This is a genomic window from Chryseobacterium sp. FH2 (genome assembly GCF_001045455.1).
GTDB lineage: Bacteria > Bacteroidota > Bacteroidia > Flavobacteriales > Weeksellaceae > Chryseobacterium.
Genome location: NZ_LFNE01000010.1, coordinates 167,004 through 185,184 on the forward strand (window position 1 = coordinate 167,004; position 18,181 = coordinate 185,184).

The 18,181-nt window shown below is 34.3% G+C and carries 18 protein-coding genes and 1 tRNA gene; 5 read left to right on the forward strand and 14 right to left on the reverse strand.

Translation table 11 applies throughout. The features are described 5' to 3' along the window. The first annotated feature begins 39 nt into the window (after positions 1-39). Together ACM39_RS15250 and ACM39_RS15255 are read left to right on the forward strand one after the other, a co-directional pair. The gene (locus ACM39_RS15250) at positions 40-1,701 is read left to right on the forward strand and encodes an ABC transporter ATP-binding protein (RefSeq protein WP_048511902.1); all 1,662 of its coding nucleotides are present in this window, start codon (positions 40-42) and stop codon (positions 1,699-1,701) included. Between the two features lie 99 nt (positions 1,702-1,800). Continuing rightward, positions 1,801-2,136 (forward strand): DUF3276 family protein, encoded by a 336-nt coding sequence (locus tag ACM39_RS15255; protein WP_034701927.1) that lies wholly within the window; start codon positions 1,801-1,803, stop codon positions 2,134-2,136. 140 nt (positions 2,137-2,276) lie between these two features. Here the strand turns inward: ACM39_RS15255 and ACM39_RS15260 are convergent. The 11 genes from ACM39_RS15260 to ACM39_RS15310 form a co-directional block, all read right to left on the reverse strand. Further along, positions 2,277-2,352, reverse strand: a tRNA-His gene (locus ACM39_RS15260). A gap of 35 nt (positions 2,353-2,387) precedes the next feature. Continuing rightward, positions 2,388-3,107, reverse strand: coding sequence for a bacillithiol biosynthesis deacetylase BshB1 (gene bshB1 / locus ACM39_RS15265; protein ID WP_048511903.1), 720 nt, complete (start codon positions 3,105-3,107; stop codon positions 2,388-2,390). A gap of 81 nt (positions 3,108-3,188) precedes the next feature. Then, entirely contained in the window at positions 3,189-4,841 is a 1,653-nt protein-coding gene (locus ACM39_RS15270; RefSeq protein WP_048511904.1) for a tetratricopeptide repeat protein, read from the reverse strand. Positions 4,842-4,932: 91 nt separating this feature from the next. Beyond that, positions 4,933-5,805: a PstS family phosphate ABC transporter substrate-binding protein gene (locus tag ACM39_RS15275; RefSeq protein WP_048511905.1), complete on the reverse strand. Its 873-nt coding sequence runs from the start codon at positions 5,803-5,805 to the stop codon at positions 4,933-4,935. Further along, entirely contained in the window at positions 5,795-5,992 is a 198-nt protein-coding gene (locus ACM39_RS15280; RefSeq protein WP_185097467.1) for a DUF308 domain-containing protein, read from the reverse strand. The genes ACM39_RS15275 and ACM39_RS15280 overlap by 11 nt, the downstream gene beginning before the upstream one ends. Before the next feature lie 72 nt (positions 5,993-6,064). Then, positions 6,065-6,910 carry an energy transducer TonB gene (locus ACM39_RS15285; RefSeq protein WP_048511907.1) on the reverse strand — a complete coding sequence of 282 codons (846 nt, stop codon included), beginning with the start codon at positions 6,908-6,910 and terminating at the stop codon, positions 6,065-6,067. A 23-nt stretch (positions 6,911-6,933) separates the two neighbouring features. After that, on the reverse strand, positions 6,934-7,503 hold the full coding sequence (locus ACM39_RS15290; RefSeq protein WP_048511908.1) for an ExbD/TolR family protein: 570 nt from the start codon (positions 7,501-7,503) through the stop codon (positions 6,934-6,936). Positions 7,504-7,515: 12 nt separating this feature from the next. Continuing rightward, positions 7,516-8,124 (reverse strand): ExbD/TolR family protein, encoded by a 609-nt coding sequence (locus ACM39_RS15295; protein WP_048511909.1) that lies wholly within the window; start codon positions 8,122-8,124, stop codon positions 7,516-7,518. A 60-nt stretch (positions 8,125-8,184) separates the two neighbouring features. After that, complete coding sequence (locus ACM39_RS15300) at positions 8,185-9,048, reverse strand: MotA/TolQ/ExbB proton channel family protein (protein ID WP_048511910.1); 864 nt, start codon at positions 9,046-9,048, stop codon at positions 8,185-8,187. Positions 9,049-9,288: 240 nt separating this feature from the next. Next, on the reverse strand, positions 9,289-12,102 hold the full coding sequence (leuS, locus tag ACM39_RS15305) for a leucine--tRNA ligase (RefSeq protein ID WP_048511993.1): 2,814 nt from the start codon (positions 12,100-12,102) through the stop codon (positions 9,289-9,291). A 187-nt stretch (positions 12,103-12,289) separates the two neighbouring features. Next, complete coding sequence (locus ACM39_RS15310) at positions 12,290-12,760, reverse strand: lipocalin family protein (RefSeq protein WP_048511911.1); 471 nt, start codon at positions 12,758-12,760, stop codon at positions 12,290-12,292. A 222-nt stretch (positions 12,761-12,982) separates the two neighbouring features. On the opposite strand from ACM39_RS15310, the gene ACM39_RS15315 reads away from it, so the two are divergent. From ACM39_RS15315 to ACM39_RS15325, 3 genes are read left to right on the forward strand one after another with little or no spacing between them, the layout of a single operon-like run. Beyond that, entirely contained in the window at positions 12,983-13,960 is a 978-nt protein-coding gene (locus ACM39_RS15315; protein ID WP_048511912.1) for an acyltransferase family protein, read from the forward strand. After that, on the forward strand, positions 13,941-14,732 hold the full coding sequence (locus tag ACM39_RS15320; RefSeq protein WP_410470253.1) for a glycosyltransferase family 2 protein: 792 nt from the start codon (positions 13,941-13,943) through the stop codon (positions 14,730-14,732). The genes ACM39_RS15315 and ACM39_RS15320 overlap by 20 nt, the downstream gene beginning before the upstream one ends. Continuing rightward, complete coding sequence (locus ACM39_RS15325; RefSeq protein WP_048511913.1) at positions 14,732-15,358, forward strand: hypothetical protein; 627 nt, start codon at positions 14,732-14,734, stop codon at positions 15,356-15,358. Before ACM39_RS15320 ends, ACM39_RS15325 begins: the two co-directional genes overlap by 1 nt. Here the strand turns inward: ACM39_RS15325 and ACM39_RS15330 are convergent. The 3 genes from ACM39_RS15330 to ACM39_RS15340 form a co-directional block, all read right to left on the reverse strand. Beyond that, complete coding sequence (locus tag ACM39_RS15330; protein ID WP_048511914.1) at positions 15,350-16,582, reverse strand: 3-deoxy-D-manno-octulosonic acid transferase; 1,233 nt, start codon at positions 16,580-16,582, stop codon at positions 15,350-15,352. The genes ACM39_RS15325 and ACM39_RS15330 overlap by 9 nt on opposite strands. Before the next feature lie 15 nt (positions 16,583-16,597). Beyond that, positions 16,598-17,314: a C40 family peptidase gene (locus ACM39_RS15335; RefSeq protein ID WP_048511915.1), complete on the reverse strand. Its 717-nt coding sequence runs from the start codon at positions 17,312-17,314 to the stop codon at positions 16,598-16,600. A gap of 69 nt (positions 17,315-17,383) precedes the next feature. Then, positions 17,384-18,031 (reverse strand): O-methyltransferase, encoded by a 648-nt coding sequence (locus ACM39_RS15340; protein ID WP_048511916.1) that lies wholly within the window; start codon positions 18,029-18,031, stop codon positions 17,384-17,386. Positions 18,032-18,181 lie beyond the last annotated feature (150 nt).

Sequence of the window (18,181 nt, forward strand, 5' to 3'; positions counted from 1 at the left end):
TCGTAGTCTTATGGTATTTTTGTAATTTTGTAAAACTTTATGAAAGCGCTAAAAACCTTAAACCCTTATTTTTGGAAACACAAAATATTATTATTTTGGGGGTTACTATTCATCATTGCCAGCAATTTTTTTAATACATATAAAGTTCAGTTTGTAGGAAAATCTGTTGACGAGCTCACAAAAGGCGGTCAATTGGGATTTAATAAGCAGGTGCTCTTCTATGTCGGGATCATTGTGGGGTGTTCATTACTTACAGGATTTTTCACCTTTATGATGAGACAGACAATCATAGTAGCTTCCAGAAGAATTGAGTACGAATTAAAAAATAAAATCTACAGACACTACCAGGAACTATCACTTACTGACTATAAAAAAACAACGATCGGAGATTTAATGAACCGATTGAGTGAAGATGTTGTTGCTGTAAGGATGTATTTGGGACCTGGGGTGATGTATGTTGTAAACTTAATTGTACTTGTCATTATTACAAGTATTTATATGATAAAAACGGACGCCTCAATGACACTTTGGACTTTGCTGCCTCTTCCTATTTTATCATATTTAATATTTAAGGTAAGCTCTGTTATCAATAAAAAATCGAAAGTGATGCAGAAGAGCCAGTCTGCCATTTCAACTTTCGTACAAGACAGTTTCTCCGGAATCAGAGTAGTAAAATTTTTCGCACGAGAAAATTATATCAAAAAAAATTACAGTATAAAGGTTACCGATTACCAGGATAAAGCTTTAGATTTAGCTAAAACAGAAGCCTATTTCTTTACTATTATTTTATTTGTAATTGGGTTACTGAATGTTGCTATCATTTTAATAGGCGGCCAAAAATATATTGACGGAGAATTGAGCATCGGTAAAATTGCCGATTTTTTCATGTATATCAACACATTGATTTTCCCTTTCTCAATGGTAGGCTGGGTAACTTCAGTAAACCAGAGAGCTGAGGCGTCTATGCAAAGAATTAATGAATTTATGGACAAAAAGTCTGCAATCATTAATAAAAACTTTGAAAATTACCCTATTCAAGGTGATATTGAGTTTAAAAACGTTTCTTACGTATATCCCAATACAGGAATCAAAGCATTAGAAAACTTAAGCTTTAAAATCAATGCCGGAGAATCTTTAGCCATTATGGGTAAAACCGGAAGCGGAAAATCTACAATCGCACTGCTTTTGTGTCGATTAATTGATCCAACCGAAGGTGAAATTTTAATAGATGGCAAAAATCTCAAGGATCATAATTTGGATAATTACAGAAATTTTATCGGGTATATCCCTCAGGAAAGTTATCTGTTCTCAGATTCAATCGAAAATAATATCGGTTTCGCTATTGACAATCCTTCCCATGAAAAAGTGGTTGAATATTCTAAAATTGCCGACGTCGATAAAAACATCATAGAGTTTAAAGAGCAGTATAAAACACTAGTAGGCGAACGTGGCGTGATGCTTTCAGGGGGTCAAAAACAAAGAATTTGTATCGCAAGAGCCCTAATTAAAGACCCGAATATCATTATTTTTGATGATTCACTGTCTGCCTTAGACACTGAAACTGAACAGAATATTCTTGAAAATATAGACAAAAAAATACGTAACGCAACGTCCATAATCATCACACACAGAGAGTCTAGCGCTCAAAGGGCTGATAAAATTATCAACCTAAACGAAATTACCAATTCCGTAACTGCTTAGCCGTTTCGTTCTCAATTGTTAAATAAATCATAAAAAAAATTTTGTGATTAAAAGAAAACTTTTATATTTGTTCTTAACAAGATTAAAAAATATCTAACAATGAGTGAATACAAGGAACGCCATGAAAATGAAATTTTCACGAAGGTGTTAAAAGCAGGGAGAAGAACTTATTTCTTTGATGTGCGCGAGACGAAAGCAGGAGATTATTATCTTACAATTACCGAGAGCAAGAAAAACTTCGGAGAGAATGGAGAGGCTACATTCGAGAAGCACAAAATTTATCTTTACAAAGAAGATTTTAAAAGTTTTCAGGAGATGTTTAATGAATCCACAGATTTCATCATTAACGAGAAGGGTGAGGATGTAATATCAGAAAAACATGACAAAGACTTTAAAAGCAAATCTTTCACAATAGATTCTGACGACGAAGTTTAAGCCAAAAAATATCTAAAAACACAAGCATCTGAAAAATGATGCTTTTTTTATATCTAAAAATTAACGAAAATTCAGATGAAATTTATTTTTGAAAGTGAATAAATAAAAACACACTTTCCAAGAGAAAAGTGTGTCTGTTAGGGTGAATGAGGGGTCTCGAACCCCCGACCTTCGGAACCACAATCCGACGCTCTAACCAACTGAGCTACAATCACCGTTTTGTGAGTGCAAATATAGGAAAGATTTTTTAATTACCAAACAATTCCGTCAAAATTTTTCATCGCAATTAACTTCTCAGACGTAAATCCCTCAGCATAAGTCACTCCCGATAGCCTGCCTAGATCTTGGGCGCGATAGGTCAGACTCTCATAAAAGTCTTTTGAAGTAATAGGCGTTTCTGGCTCTTTGGAAGCAGGGTCATAAAACTGAGTTTTAAAAGCCATGCAAGCTTCGATCTTCCTATCAAGATGTTTTGATATATCAATTACAAATTCCGGCTTTATATCTTTCCATTGAATATAATTGAAAATCTGTTTCGGTCTCCAGACCTCTTGATTTTCACCCTCCAGAACTGTTTCTATTTTTCTCAATCCGGACAAAAAGCACGCATCCGATACTAATTTCGCTCCTTTTGCATGATCTGGATGTCTATCATCAATCGCATTAGCTAAGATGATTTCCGGCCTGTATTTGCGAATCATTTTTACAATTCTCATTTGATATTCTTCAGAATTTTCCAAAAAGCCATCTTTCATCCCAAGATTCTCTCTTGCAGAAACGCCTAGAATTTTTGCAGCATTTCCGGCTTCAACCTTTCTTGTTTCGTCTGTACCTCTTGTTCCCAATTCACCTTTTGTAAGGTCAATGATTACGCACGTTTTTCCTTCGGAAACCAATTTGGCGATTGTACCTCCACATCCCAGCTCTACATCATCAGGATGAGCTCCAAAAGCAAGTATATCTGTTTTCATACTCCCAAATATAATCATTAAAACAAAAACTTCCCAAACATACGAATGGGAAGTTTTTATATCTGTAATTTAAGTTTCAAATTATTTGTTGATTTCTGCATTTAATTTTACAGCATCCTGATAAGTAGGATCTAACTGTAAAGATTTAGCTACATAATCTTTAGCTTTCGCAAGGTCAGAATCTTTAGATAAAAAAGCTACCGCAAAATAAGCATATGCCAACGTTTGTTTGTTAGCTTCAACTTCTTCGGGTTTTACAGTGCTGATATATTTTTCATAAGCAACTTTTGCAGCATCATTATTGGCAGCTTGTTGATAAGCGTATCCTTGACTGTAATAAGCCGGAGCCCAGTCAGGAAGAACATTTATCATTTTCTGCCAAGTAAGAATTGCTCCATTCCAGTTTTTAGCATCCTGATAGGCAGTCGCCAATTTATATAAAGCATCAGAATCCTGAGCATTTGCTGCAACTTGCTTTTTCAATGCTTCGATAGTAGGATTTGTAGGTCCTGAATCAGCAGCAGATTGAGAAGCACCACCGCCTCCTGCAATATTTGCCAATTCCATATCCCACTTCATTGTTTCATCTTTTGCAGCTTTTGCAATTGCAATCTTTTGCTGAGATTCTGCCATCAAAGCAGATTTTTTAGCCGCATCTGTTTCGGTTTTTGCAATACCAGCAACAATAAGTCCCTGCAAACCTTGATCAGCAGGCTGTACTCTCGATTTATCTGCCTGGGAAACAAAAGTATCCATATTTTGTTTAGCTTCAGCATACTTTCCGTCTGCATATAATTGGTATGCTCTTAATTTAAACTTAATAGGATCATCTACTTTATCAAAGATTTTATCTAACACAGTTTTAGAGTTTGCATAATCTTCATTGGTGAAATAAAGTTTGGCAATTTCTAATTGTGTATATGGATCTTCATCAGCGTATTTTGTATAGTTGATCAAATCTTCAGTTGCCTTAGCATTTTGCTGATATTTAATATCGTAAGCAGCTAAAGCCTTATATGCAGGAGCATAAGTTGGGTCTGTAGCAATTGCTTTATCTATGCTTGTTTTAGCTTGTTGCCATTGTTGTGCAGCCATCCACAAAGTCCCGATTCTTGTATAAACAGAAGCTTTATTTTTAGCTAAAGGCAAAGCTTTGTCATAAGCAGACATTGCATCCCCAGGAACTCTTTTTAATCTGTAAGCATCACCCAGAGTATAATAATAATATGCAGGAACTTCTTTCTTAGCAGCTCTTTCAATAGCTTTATTCAAGTATTGAATTGCAAGATCAGGAGAGTTATTTTTTTCAAATAAAGTTAAGGCTTCAGCAGCTCTAAAAAGTACTTCAGCATCTTTTTCTTTAGAATCAGTTACTACTTTCTGAATTTCAGCGATAGCTGATTTATCTCCTTTTCCTAGCTTTACAGCAGCTAGACCAATTTTATTAAGGTTACTTTTAGCATCTGCAGCAAGACCTTTATTGAAGCTTTCTGTGGCTTTTGCAAAATCCGGCTCCCCTTGTCTTAAAAATGTGTTTCCTAAATAGAAATAATTTTCAGCTGTAGGTGCCGTAGAAATCATGTTAGTAAAATTAGTTTTTGCCTGAGCAAATTTATCACTATCAATACTGTTAATACCATCTTGTAGTGTCTGCGCAGAGGCAAAATTGGCAAAAAATACCACAGCTGCTCCAAAAGCAATCTTTTTTACATTCATATTCATTATATCTTTCATTTTATATTTTTCTAAATTGAGTTTATACAATACACAATTTTTAGACCAAAATAGTGTATTTATTTGGGGTAAAGAGTTAATTTAATATTTTTTAACGCATTTGTACTTCTCTTTTATATAGATTATAGGGTTGTAGCCCCTCTTTTTGTACAATCATTTGCCCTAGCTGAGTGCAGGAATATCTTATAAATCCGTTTGCTATGTTAAAATTTCCCTCGTTAGTTAAAAAATAAAGAACCCTGGTAAACGGGTAAGTCATTTTACGTAAATTTTCAGAATCGGAATTAAATAGTTTACCGTTACTTTCGACCGGTAATATTTTTACCATTTCTCTTAACTTTTCAGATTCCTTATCATACGGCCTGCTAAATGTATTAAGCCCTATAACACCAATCTTATCAGGATATTTTCCAAGCTCTTCAATAATATTTTTACTTCCGGGAATTACAGAGAACTTCAAATCTTTGGGTTCTTTTCCAAATTTTTGAGCAACGAAATTTAAATTGCTTGAATTTGTGCCATCAAAAATAAATTCTTTGTTTTCTGACAATAATCCGTCCTTGATTTCATCTATAGTAATAGAATTTTTTGGAGAGTTTTTTGGAACTACAAAAACTACAGCATCAGCTGCAAATCTCGCAGGTAAAATTTTTAGATCTACCTGTTCTTCATAAGCTTTTACTTCTTTCGGAGTAAGCTCTTTTGACATTACTGCAATCCTAGCTTTATCATTTAAAAGATCTAAAAAGCCCAAATCTTCCTTTTTAGTAACAACTTTAATCTTTGTTTCAGGATAATTAATCATATAACCTTCTGCTAACGCTTCTGTTACACTCTTAAAAGATTCATCGGTAAGAATGGTAAGTTCCCCTTTATGATAAGAAGGAGATTTATCTTCCTGCTTACAATTAATAACAATAATACTAAGGAAAAATAGCATTATCAGCTTAATACTATTTCTCATTTCCTGAATTTTTAATTTTTGAAACAGCTCTATAGATTCTGAAAACTCCATAAAGAATAAGCAATGCACCTAATGCATAGGCAACCGCAGGTTCCAGAATTGTAAAAAAGAATTTGTAAATAATAACTACAATTCCCAAAACGATATAGAATAATCCCGTCACAAGGGATAACCAATTGAACATCATATAACAAAAATACCAAAAAAAATAAAAAGAGAAGCATATGCTTCTCTTTTTTAATCATTATTTAAAGATAAATTATCCTTCAAAATTCATAGTCAAAGGTAATCTGAATCTATAACGTACAGATTGGCCATTAATCTTAGCCGGAGTCCATTTATTTTTAATAGACTTAATAGTTCTGATAGCTTCAGCGTTGAAGTCAGAGCTAGAACCTGTAGCTTTTACATCGGTGATACTTCCGTCTCTTTCTACTACAAAAGTGATTTCAGCTTTTACCGTACCTTCATCTCCATTCATTGCAGAACCGTCAAAGTTACTAGAAACTTTATTTCTAAAAGCATTGATCCCTCCAGGGAATTCTGCAGTTTGCTCCACCTCGGTATAAACCTGAGTATCACTCACCTGAGGTTTAACTTCAGCTGTTGAAGTTTTAGTACCTGTAGATGGCGGTGGAGGTGGTGGAGTATAAGCCGGGGCTTTTACACCTTCCTGAGCTACCAAACCAGTTGTAGTTTCTAATTGTTTAGAAATTGGCGGAGGTGGTGTCTCAATTTTTGGAGCTTTTACAGGCTCCGGAACCACGTTTTGGATTATTTCAATTTTTTCCTCCTCTTTTGGTGGTGGTGGTGGAGGAGGTGGTTCTTCTTCTTTTGGCTGCTCAATAATTTTATCTTCCTGAAGAATCTCAACCAGATCTGCCTTCACTTCTTGTTTAGGTGGTTCTGTAAGTCTCTTAATAGTAAGATAAATAAAAGGAGATAAAGCCGCAACTAGGAATAATGCTGTTCCAACGATAAAAGATTTTGTCAATAATCTTGGATACTGATGTCTTAAATCGTATGCACCATATTCCTTGTTTCTATTTTCAAATACAATCTCATCTAAAGTAAGATTCTGATTGTATACATTTTCATCTGCCATAGATTTACAATTTTATGGTTAAATTACTTTGTAGCAGGAGCTGCCGCACCCGAGTTACCAACTTTTCTATCATAAATAGCTTTTTCCCAAGGTTTCAAATCAGTAACACCGTACTGCTCACTCTTAGTAATTGCCATTTCATCAAGAATATCTACAAAGTTTTTATATACAGCATCGTCAGTCGGTTTGATAATAACAGTAAATTTAGTTTTATCAGCCGCATTTGCTTTTGCCTGCTCAATTACTTTTCTAATTCCTTCTCTATCAAAAGTAGTTTCATTAAGATTTTGATCCGTTAAAGATGTATTATCTTGTTGGTGCCAGAAAATCTTATTGTCTTTACCTAATAATATAGAAATAGAGTTCGAAAGTTTAATCTCTGTTGGAGGTGGTTTTTTTGTTTCATCTTTCGGTTTTGCCGGAAGACCCAAATCCATTACATTCGGTTTAGAGAATGTGGTCGTAAACATAAAGAAGGTAATCAAAAGAAACCCTAAGTCCACCATCGGAGTCATATCTACGCGGGTATTCTGCTTCTTGGAACGGACTTTCCCGCCTTTCCCGCCTTTTTCCTGTACTTGTACTTCTGCCATTTCTAAATGATATTATTCATTAGGTTTACCTTCTTGTGATGTAATCAACCAAAATTTAAGAAAATCAATATCTCTTAAACCCTCAAATAGGCTTTTAACTTTTGGATATTCAGTGGTAACATCTCCTTTGATTGCTAATTTGTAATCAGGATTTATGCTTAAACTTTCTTTTACCCAGTCAACTAACTGCTTATTTGTACTATCCATAGGAATCCCGGTAGGACTCTTAAAATTCTTTTGTTCCTCATCTGACAAATCAAGATAGCTTTTTAGCTGGTTCATAGGAACCCCAATTGCCTGTACTTTTTGGAATGCAGCTTTTTCGTTATTGTCAAAAGTAACACCGTACTTTTTACCCATATTGTCCAAAAGCTGTAATCTCTCAGATGCATTTTCTACTGGCTGGAAATAGAATTTTCCGTCCGGAGTAGCGTTGATAGTCATCAAACTTGCATCAGGAAGTAACTTCTCTGATATTGAAGATGGCGGTTTGATCTGCTCCACGTCAGGTTTTTTAAACTGAGTGGTCAAGATAAAGAACGTAAGTAGTAGGAACGCAACGTCACACATTGCCGTCATATCCGTAACTACTCCATGTCTTTTAGGTTTGACTCTCGCCATTATTATTAATGATTTTTAATTAAACTTCGTTTTTACTTAATGCAAATTCCTTGCTAATTCTTAGTTGAATTCAGCGAAAGACTGCTGGATACTCATAGCGATCTCGTCAATCTTATAAGTTAATCCGTCAATTTTAGAAGTAAAGAAGTTATAAAGGATGATAGCGATAGCTGAAGTACCGATACCTAATGCCGTGTTAATCAAGGCTTCAGAGATACCTGTAGAAAGTGCAGCAGCATCAGGAGTACCACCTCCAGAACCTAATGCGAAGAATGCTTTAATCATCCCGATTACCGTTCCTAAAAGTGCGATCAATGTTGCAACAGTACCTAATGTAGAAAGAATCATCATGTTTTTTTCCAGCATTGGCATCTCAAGAGTTGTAGCCTCTTCGATAGCTTTGTTTAGAGCTACCATTTTTTGCTCTTTATTTAAAGTAGTATCATGAGAAAGAGCTTTGTAAGTAGTAAGACCTTCTTTAACTACGTTACCTACAGAACCTTGTTGTCTGTCACACTCTTCTAAAGCTTCGTCGATTTTGTTGTTGTTCAACAAGCTTCTTACCTGTACCACGAAGTTGTCTAAGTTTCCTTTTCCAGCAGCTTTACCTAGTACAAAATATCTTTCAAAAGAGAAAACGATTACAGTAATCATGAAAGTAATCAAAATAGGTACGATAACCCCTCCTTTGTAGATAATACCTAAAAACGATTCTGGGTGAATGTCTTTTCCTTCAACACTTGAGAAAGCAACAGAACCACTCCCTAGTTTTTCTGCGTCTTTAAAGTTTCCTGGATTACCAAGAACAAATAAATAAATACAAACTCCTATAACGAATAAAATAGGAATAATAACAGCCGGGTTTAAACCTCCTGCTTTTCTAGCAACTACTTGCTCATCATTTTTTGAAACATTCATTTCCATATTTAACTAAATTATATTGTTTTAAAATTTTACAATGTGTAAATTAAAGGCAAAATTAATTAAAATACAAGAGTCTTAAATAAACATTTTACTTTTTTTTGATAAAGAAATTTTAATACGATTTCGATATTATAATTATTTTAAAAAAAATTAGATATTTTTCTCAATTTTAACATTTACGTTAAAAAATTAAAAAATTTAAGCCCTCATTTTTTTTAATTTACCAATGTTAATTTTTTTTTAAATTACTATATTCACAATTCGGTGATGCACTACGATGATTTTTTTCGGTGTTTTACCTTCCAAAATCTGCTGTATTTTTGAATCCTGAATCACCAAATCTTCTACCTCTTTTGCAGAAAGCTGGGCAGAAAACGAAATTTTGAACTTCATTTTTCCATTTACACTTACCGGATACTCAATTTCATCTTCTACCAAGTAATCTTCATTCAATACAGGGAACTTTTCAAATTCTATTGATGTGTCATGACCCAGCAAACTCCAAAGCTCTTCACAGATGTGGGGTGCATATGGAGAGATGATAACGGCAAGAGGTTCTAAAATATTGCGTTTGTTGCATTTTATTTTTTGCAATTCATTTACAGCAATCATAAATGAAGACACAGATGTGTTGAAAGAGAAGTTTTCAATATCAAAAACCACCTTCTTTATTAATGTATGTAATATTTTATATTCTGCTTTCGTAGGCTCTTCCTCAGAAACTTCAAATATATCTCCGTTGAAATATAGATTCCAGAATTTTTTCAGGAAACCATACACTCCACTTAATCCTTGCGTATTCCAAGGCTTGGATTGTTCCAATGGACCTAAGAACATTTCATACAATCTTAATCCGTCTGCTCCGTATTCTTCACAGATATCATCTGGATTTACAACATTGTATTTTGATTTAGACATTTTTTCAACTTCACGACCCGTGATGTATTTTCCGTCCTCCAAGATAAATTCTGCATTGGCATAATCTGGTCTCCAAGCTTTGAAAGCTTCCGTATCTAATTCATCAGAGGTTCCTTTTAATAAAGATACATCAACGTGGATTTGTTGAGTTTTATATTCTTTCGATAAATTTTTAGATACATATTGATTAGTACCATCAATTCTATATACAAAAGCACTCATTCCCAGAATCATCCCCTGGTTGATTAATTTTTGGAAAGGCTCATCATGATTAATATATGCTCTATCCTTTAAAAACATATTCCAGAAACGAGAATATAGTAAGTGGCCGGTTGCGTGTTCACTACCTCCGATATATAAATCTACTTGTCCCCAGTAATCTGCCAGTTCTTTTTTAACAAAAACCTCATCATCATTTGGATCCATATATCTCAGGAAATACCATGAGCTTCCTGCCCAACCGGGCATTGTAGACAATTCTAACGGGAATACCGTTTTATCATCAATTAAATATGTGGCAACTACTTTCTGGTTCGCTTCATCCCAAGCAAAGTTTTTTGAGTTCCCTAAAGGAGGGTCTCCATCTTCTGTTGGCAAATATTTTTCAACTTCAGGAAGCTCCAAAGGTAAAGCAGGGGTTGGCAATGTATAAGGCATTCCATCCTTATAATATATAGGAACAGGTTCACCCCAATAACGCTGTCTTGAGAAAATCGCATCACGCTGTCTGTAATTTGTAGTTCCGTGCCCGATTCCTCTTTTTTCTACGGCAGCAATTACCAAAGCTTTCGCTTCGTCATAGCTCATTCCATTTAAGAAATCCGAATTTACACAAACACTTGTTTTAGAATCAAAAGAAGTTTCCTGAACATCTCCATCAGTTTCCACCACTTTTTTAATTTCTAAATTAAACTTCTTTGCAAATCTGTGATCACGCTCATCGTGCGCCGGAACAGCCATTACAGCTCCCGTCCCGTAACCCATCAATACATAATCTGAAATATAGACAGGCATTTTTTCATTGCTGAACGGATTGATTGCATAACTTCCCGTGAAAGCTCCAGAAACGTTTTTCACATCAGACATTCTGTCTCTTTCTGTTTTTTTGGAAGTTTCTTCAATATAATTTTCTACCTCAGCTTTTTGTTCTTGAGTAGTAATAATTTCCACTAAAGGATTTTCCGGAGCCAATACCATAAATGTTGCACCGAAAATAGTATCTGGTCTTGTTGTAAACACCTCAACGGTTTCATTATGCCCGTCAACATTAAATTTAACCTGGGCTCCCTGAGATTTTCCAATCCAATACTCCTGAGCATCTTTTAAAGGCTGTGGCCAGTCAAGAGTTTTTAATCCTTGTAATAATCTTTCCGAATATGCAGAAATTCTCATGCTCCACTGCATCATTTTCTTTTGGAAAACAGGGAACCCTCCTCTTTCAGATTTTCCGTCTTTTATCTCATCGTTAGCTAAAACTGTTCCTAAAGCAGGACACCAGTTTACAGTCGTTTCCGCCCTGTAAGCCAAACGATAATTTAATAAAATATCTTCTTTATCAATATCAGAAGCTTCTTTCCATTCTTCTGCCGTGAAATTTAATTCATCATTTTGATTGGCATTTAAACCTTCTGTTCCTTTTTCTTCAAAATATTTGATCAAGGTTGAGATAGATTCTGCCTTATCAGTATCTTTATTATACCAAGAATGAAACAATTCAATAAAAATCCATTGTGTCCATTTATAATAGGATGCATCAGAAGTTCTTACTTCCCTACTCCAGTCAAAAGAGAAACCGATTTTTCTTAATTGCTCTTCATATCTGTTGATATTTTTTTCAGTAGTGATCGCAGGATGTTGCCCCGTCTGAATTGCATATTGCTCAGCAGGAAGGCCAAAACTATCATAACCAACCGGGTGGAGAACATTGAAACCCTGATGTCTTTTATATCTCGCATAAATATCTGACGCAATATATCCCAGCGGATGGCCTACGTGAAGCCCTGCACCTGATGGATACGGAAACATGTCGAGAACATAAAATTTCGGTTTGTCTGTGTTATTGGAAGTTTTGTACGTTTGTTTTTCTTCCCAGTATTTCTGCCACTTTTTTTCTATCTGCTGATGATCGTAAAACACTTTATTATAGATATTAGATGTTAGATTCAAGATATTAGATTTAATTAATCTAAAATCAAGATTCACAAAATTAATGATTTTAAAAGAAATGTAACTTTAATTTTAAATTAAATACAACCCGGTTTTTAACAAAAAATCTCATCCGAAGATGAGACCTTTATATTTATTACATTTAATTCTTTTCTTATTATTGCGGAATTCTGTTGAATGTATATGTTACAGATTTATATTCTGTAGGGTCTGAAGTATCTTCGATAGTAAGATTTAGCGTTGTAGCATCGAGACGTGTTATTTTTCCTTTATCCGGTTCTACGACTCCCTGATATTTTATCTGAATAGCTTTTGTATCTCTGTCGTAGATATATGTAAAGTTGTAATCAGCTACAGCAGTACAGGTCCCCAGAGAACCTACTTCTTCTCTGTCAGTTCTTTTCCCGTTACCTGCTTCGAAGAAATCCCATCTTGAAGATTTCTGACAGTCAGTATAGTCAATTGTATCAGAATAAGGATCTTCTCCTGTTTCGACTACCGTTCTCACTTCTTTTATTGGCTGCCACTTTCCTACCAATGGAAATACCTGCTCAGTGTTATCATCGTCTTTACATCCGCTCATTGCTAATAACGATATTCCTGCAAATAGTAATGCTAATTTCTTCATATCAAATTTTTCAGGCCTTAAAATTATAATTAATTTATTTTATTTAATAGTTTTTTATAAAAAATGTTGTTGCAATTTACATTTTCAAAGATATTCAAAAAAGTGATACTTTGATAAAAAAAATTCAATCCAGGAGATCACCACAAAACTGGGTTACTAATTGTTGGCTTGCTACAAACTTCCGCAAAAAAAACTATTTTTGCTAAAAATATACAAATACAAATGCAAGACATTGCGAAAAATAATTTTGATTTCATCCGTGTTCTCCTAGCTTTTATCGTTTTCGTAGGCCATTTAGGTTACCTAAGCGCATCTCCCTCACTTGAAGTTTTAAAACACAGTCCTGTAGAAGTTGCCGTTTTTGCTTTTTTCATCGTCAGTGGTTTTTTGATTGCCCGAAGCTATGAAAGGACAAGTACTTTAAAAAAATATATAAAAAAAAGGCTTAACAGGATTCTTCCCGGCTACTGGCTGGTTGTGGTTTTGTGCACTGTATTATTGTCTCTGGTAAGTACGGTTTCATTTGCAGAATACTTCAGCAGTCCTCAAACATATAAATATTTTTTCTGGAACTCTGCATTTATGAACTTCATGGCTCCCAATCTTCCCGGAGTTTTTGGCAACGGTGCGGTAAACGGAGCACTTTGGACTTTAAAAATTGAAATGTGTTTTTATTTTTTAGTTCCTGTTCTTTTCCTGTTTTTTGGAAAAGAGAATAAATACAGAAATACCAGTTTAATTATATTTTATTTCCTTTCTATTATCTATCTTAATTATTTTGAGATGATCGGTAAAGTAGAAATCTCCAGACAAATTCCGGGGGCATTATGTTATTTTATTGGTGGAATGCTGATTTATTTTAACTTCGAAAAGTTCATCAAATATAAAAATGTCCTCTTCATCATTGCTTTTATTACGGTTTGGATTGATTTAATTTTTAAAATTAAATTATTCTCACCTATTATGATAAGTATTATTGTTCTTTACATTGCTTATTCATTTAAATTTTTAAACAATTTCGGAAAATATGGAGATTTTACCTATGGAATTTACATTTTCCACTTTCCGATAATCAGAGTATTTGCAACATTAGGGCTTTTCGCCGACTATAATCCTTACTTTATGGGGTTTGTATGTATGCTCGTTGTCATTGGAGTCGGAATTGCATCATGGCATCTGTATGAAAAGAAATTTTTATAATTTTACACCACAAATGAAAGATCTTGTTTCCATCATTACGCCTTGCTACAACTCCGCTGAGTTTATAGAAGAAACGATACAGTCCGTTTTGAATCAAACCTGTGAAAACTGGGAATGGCTCATTACAGATGATTTGTCTAAGGATAACACCGTAGAAATAATCCGAAAATATAACGATCCGAGAATAAAACTGGAAGTTCTTGAGCAAAACGGAGGGGCCGGAAATGCCCGAAATAAAAGCCTTGAGAGAGCTCAGGGAAGATACATCGCGTTCCTTGATTCTGATGATTTCTGGTATCCTGAATATTTGGAAACCATGACGGGTTATATGCAGGAAAATAATGTCGAATTGGTTTACAGCAATTATTCAAGATGTGACGAGCATACAATGCAGCCTGTTCTCAAAGATTTTTTAGCAGATAAAATTGTCACTTTCTCAAATCTTCTAAAAACCTGCAGGCTCGCACCCGTTTCTACAATGTATGACACCAGAAGAGTCGGAAAATTTTTTTTCCCTATAAAAAGCAAACGTGAAGATCATGTGATGTGGCTTAATTTACTTAAAGAAATCCCTGCAGGCCATCCTGTAAAAAAAACACTTGCAAAATATAGAATGCGCGAAAACAGTGTCTCCAGAAAAAAGAAAAATATTATCGTAGACCAATACTTGGTTTATAAAGATTTCATGGGATTTTCCACGCTGAAATCTTTGTATTATACCACAAACTGGGCAATAAACGGATTTTTAAAATATTCTAAAATTTTCAATTAATGGAGTATTCAAAAGAATTCAAAACCGCTCTCAGCAATTTTTCTTCCATAGAAAAAGATCGACTGATTTTCAGATTATTAAAAAAGGATAAGCTTTTATCCAAAAAACTGTACTTTGAACTCATTGATCCTGAAACTACAGACGATAAGAGAGAAGAAATGGAAGAAATTATAACCGAAAAAGTTTTTTTGGCTTCCAAATATATCGGAAATCAAAAATATTTTTTAGGGATTATTCGAAAAATAAGCGCTGAAATAACAGAGCACGTAAAAATCACGACTGACAAATTCGGTGATATTTCTTTAAATTTGTTATTAATCAATAAGATTTTAGATTACAACGAAGATTTTCGCACCCAAAGATTTGACAATGTTTACAAACTTTACATTTATCTTATCAACAAGGTTTTCAAAGCATTAACTTTAACGAAAAAACTGGATGAAGATTACTGGATGGAAATTGATGTGCTTTTAAGCGAACTTCAAAAGAAAATAGAAAACAATCACTATCTCCAAAAGCTTTGCATCAACAACAGTTTAGATTTCAATTGGCTACAATGTGAAAATATTCCTGACAATATCGATTTAATCATCAAAGACATTAAAAGTCAAGGATTTTTAAGATAGAATTTTCTTTAGAATCAATGCAGTAGAATCAGGTTTGCCATCTACAAACTTTTCAGCATTTTCAGACATCGCTTCACGCATTTCATTATCTTCAAGAAGGAAAAGAATATAACTCGTTGCTAAACTTTCATTTTCAAAAGATTTCCCGCCTTCTACAGAAACTAATTCATCTGCTTCAGGGTTTTTCCTGTATTTATTTCCAAAAATCACAGGAACACCAAAAGTTGCCGCCTCTAAAATATTATGAAGCCCCGCATCATGAAACCCTCCGCCTACGACAGCAATATCGGCGTAAGAATATAGTTTTGACAGCAGCCCTATACTGTCGATAATCAAAACTTTTGTCTTGCAGTCAGCAAGTAAAGAGTGACTGATTTCACTATATAAGATAGCCTCAGGAAAAACCACTTTCAAATTATTCACTCTTTTCAGGTCATGAGGAGCAATAATAAGTTTAGTAAACTGGCTTTTTTCAAAAATTTCTTCTGCAATTTTTTCCTCTGTCTGCCAAGAACTGCCGAAAACAACCACTTTATCACCACCTATAAAATCTTCTACAAAATTCACATGAGTTTCTCTTTCACGAAGCTGTTTTACCCTGTCAAATCTTGTATCTCCGGTCACAGAAGAGTTTGTTAACCCTATATTTTTAGCCAAAACATAAGAAAACTGGGTCTGATGAAAAAACCAGTCAATATTTTCCTGTAACTGCTTCACAAACCACCGGCCGTAAGAAGTAAAAAATAATTGCCTTTCATAAAACAACGCAGAAATAACATACGTTTTAGTATTCTGCTTCTTTAATTCAGCTAATAAATTGTACCAGTAATCATACTTCACCGTAAAAAATAGTTCGGAAGAAAACTGAGATATAAATTCTTTTACATTTTTATTTTTATCAAAAGGCAGATAGCATATTACATCAGCGATATTCTTCCTTTTAATAACATTTTCATACCCTGAAGGAGAGAAAAATGTCACTAAAATTTTATGGGCAGGAAATGATTTTTTTAAATGTTCTAAAACAGGTAAACCCTGCTCGTATTCGCCTAAACTTGCAGCGTGCATCCAGATTACTTTATCAAACTTTGAAAATTTTGCTTTTACCAAATCTAAAGACTGCTTCCTCCCTTCAACGCCTTTTTTAGTTTTATCATCGAATAACGAAAAAACTTTCATCCCGAAAATGAAAAGGCTGACGAATATATTGTAAAGAAATTTCAAACTGTCCTAATTAATTTAAATAATACTCTTTATCACTCTTAATTTATGAGTGTGCTTATTTAATTCTTTGTTAAAAATCCCCGTAGAATCAAGTGTATCAATTCTTACTTTTCCGGAAGCATGAATAATTTTTTGATTTTCAAGCATGATTCCGACGTGAATAATTTTTCCTTCAGGATTTTCAAAAAAAGCTAAATCACCAAGCCGGCTTTCTTCCACAAATGTTAAAGGCTCACCTACTTCTGCCTGCTGATAAGTATCCCTTGGTAATTTTATATCATGAACTTTATAAACCAATTGTGTAAAGCCCGAACAGTCAACTGCAAAAAAGCTCTTCCCCCCCCATAAATAAGGAACATTCAGGAATTCTCTGGCCGTTAAAGCTATACTTTCCCTCAAATCATGACTTCTCCTAGACGCCACAGCCGGAAACTCCACTTCTGAACCGATAGAAAGTAAGGTTTTACCATCATTTGTCAACACAGAAGAAAAATCTTCCGTGACGATTGTAACTTTCCGTTTTGCCAGCTCTTCTTCTGTTACAGATTTCAACTGTTTTGTGTCCATCCAGCCTTCATACCCGTCGTAGTGCATTTTTATTTTAGTCCAGTTTTTATCGACCTCCAAAATATCTGCGCTTTCCCCAAACAATATTTCTGTAACAATTTCTGCTTTGTCAGAATTTTCGGCACGAACAGGCGCTACCGTAACAATACAAATTCCTTTATTCATGTTATTAATTTAGAAATTAAGAATTTGAGAAATTATTTTTTTTAATTTCCCAATTCTTTAATCTTTTAATTACTTTCTTCTCAGAAAATTTACTCCGTCCCGCAAAGGTAGAATAAGATTTTCAAAGTCATCATCTTTTGCGATCAAATCGTTCAGTTCCTTGATTACTTGTGTAGATTTTTGTTTAGAATTTTCTTCCAAAACTTTACCATACCAAAGAACATTATCAAACATTACTACCGAACCTGATTTTGTTCTTGGCTTGATGAGCTTAAAGTATTCTACATAGTTTTCCTTATCGGCATCAATAAAAACCAAATCAAAAATTTCATCGGTTTCTCTTAAAAACTCTTTTGCATCCTGAAGCTTAAAATCAATTTGGGTTGAATATTCACTTTCAGCAAAATATTTTCTCGGTAAATAGGCTAAGTCTTCGTTCACATCCAGTGTTGTGATTTTTCCATCCTTTACCAAGCCTGCTGTAAGACAAAGTGTTGCATATCCTGTAAAAGTTCCGATTTCCAAAATATTTTTAGGTTGAATCATCTGAGAAATCATCGTTAATAATCTCCCTTGCTGATACCCTGAAATCATGTGGGGCTGTGTTGTCTTCTGATAAGTTTCCCTTCTTAATTTTTTCAGAATTTCCGGCTCCGAGGAAGCATGATTTTCTAAATACCTGTCCATTTCAGGATTCTTTTCTTCAAAAAAGCTCATTTTACAATTTTTTGTCATTCAAATTTACTTAAATATAATCAAACCCAGGGAAAAGCCCATATAAAATACCGTAAAAATACGGTGGTTTTGTTTTCGAAAAGCGAATACATTTGCAACAGGGAATTAAACACTAGAGGGTAAAAACAATAA

What these genes read in the sequence shown, in the direction of transcription:
- ACM39_RS15250 (WP_048511902.1), top strand. Translation starts at nt 40, where the DNA reads ATGAAAGCGCTAAAAACCTTAAACCCTTATTTTTGGAAACACAAAATA.
- ACM39_RS15255 (WP_034701927.1), top strand. Translation starts at nt 1,801, where the DNA reads ATGAGTGAATACAAGGAACGCCATGAAAATGAAATTTTCACGAAGGTG.
- bshB1 (WP_048511903.1), bottom strand. Translation starts at nt 3,107, where the DNA reads ATGAAAACAGATATACTTGCTTTTGGAGCTCATCCTGATGATGTAGAG.
- ACM39_RS15270 (WP_048511904.1), bottom strand. Translation starts at nt 4,841, where the DNA reads ATGAAAGATATAATGAATATGAATGTAAAAAAGATTGCTTTTGGAGCA.
- ACM39_RS15275 (WP_048511905.1), bottom strand. Translation starts at nt 5,805, where the DNA reads ATGAGAAATAGTATTAAGCTGATAATGCTATTTTTCCTTAGTATTATT.
- ACM39_RS15280 (WP_185097467.1), bottom strand. Translation starts at nt 5,992, where the DNA reads ATGATGTTCAATTGGTTATCCCTTGTGACGGGATTATTCTATATCGTT.
- ACM39_RS15285 (WP_048511907.1), bottom strand. Translation starts at nt 6,910, where the DNA reads ATGGCAGATGAAAATGTATACAATCAGAATCTTACTTTAGATGAGATT.
- ACM39_RS15290 (WP_048511908.1), bottom strand. Translation starts at nt 7,503, where the DNA reads ATGGCAGAAGTACAAGTACAGGAAAAAGGCGGGAAAGGCGGGAAAGTC.
- ACM39_RS15295 (WP_048511909.1), bottom strand. Translation starts at nt 8,124, where the DNA reads ATGGCGAGAGTCAAACCTAAAAGACATGGAGTAGTTACGGATATGACG.
- ACM39_RS15300 (WP_048511910.1), bottom strand. Translation starts at nt 9,048, where the DNA reads ATGGAAATGAATGTTTCAAAAAATGATGAGCAAGTAGTTGCTAGAAAA.
- ACM39_RS15310 (WP_048511911.1), bottom strand. Translation starts at nt 12,760, where the DNA reads ATGAAGAAATTAGCATTACTATTTGCAGGAATATCGTTATTAGCAATG.
- ACM39_RS15315 (WP_048511912.1), top strand. Translation starts at nt 12,983, where the DNA reads ATGCAAGACATTGCGAAAAATAATTTTGATTTCATCCGTGTTCTCCTA.
- ACM39_RS15320 (WP_410470253.1), top strand. Translation starts at nt 13,941, where the DNA reads ATGAAAAGAAATTTTTATAATTTTACACCACAAATGAAAGATCTTGTT.
- ACM39_RS15325 (WP_048511913.1), top strand. Translation starts at nt 14,732, where the DNA reads ATGGAGTATTCAAAAGAATTCAAAACCGCTCTCAGCAATTTTTCTTCC.
- ACM39_RS15335 (WP_048511915.1), bottom strand. Translation starts at nt 17,314, where the DNA reads ATGAATAAAGGAATTTGTATTGTTACGGTAGCGCCTGTTCGTGCCGAA.
- ACM39_RS15340 (WP_048511916.1), bottom strand. Translation starts at nt 18,031, where the DNA reads ATGAGCTTTTTTGAAGAAAAGAATCCTGAAATGGACAGGTATTTAGAA.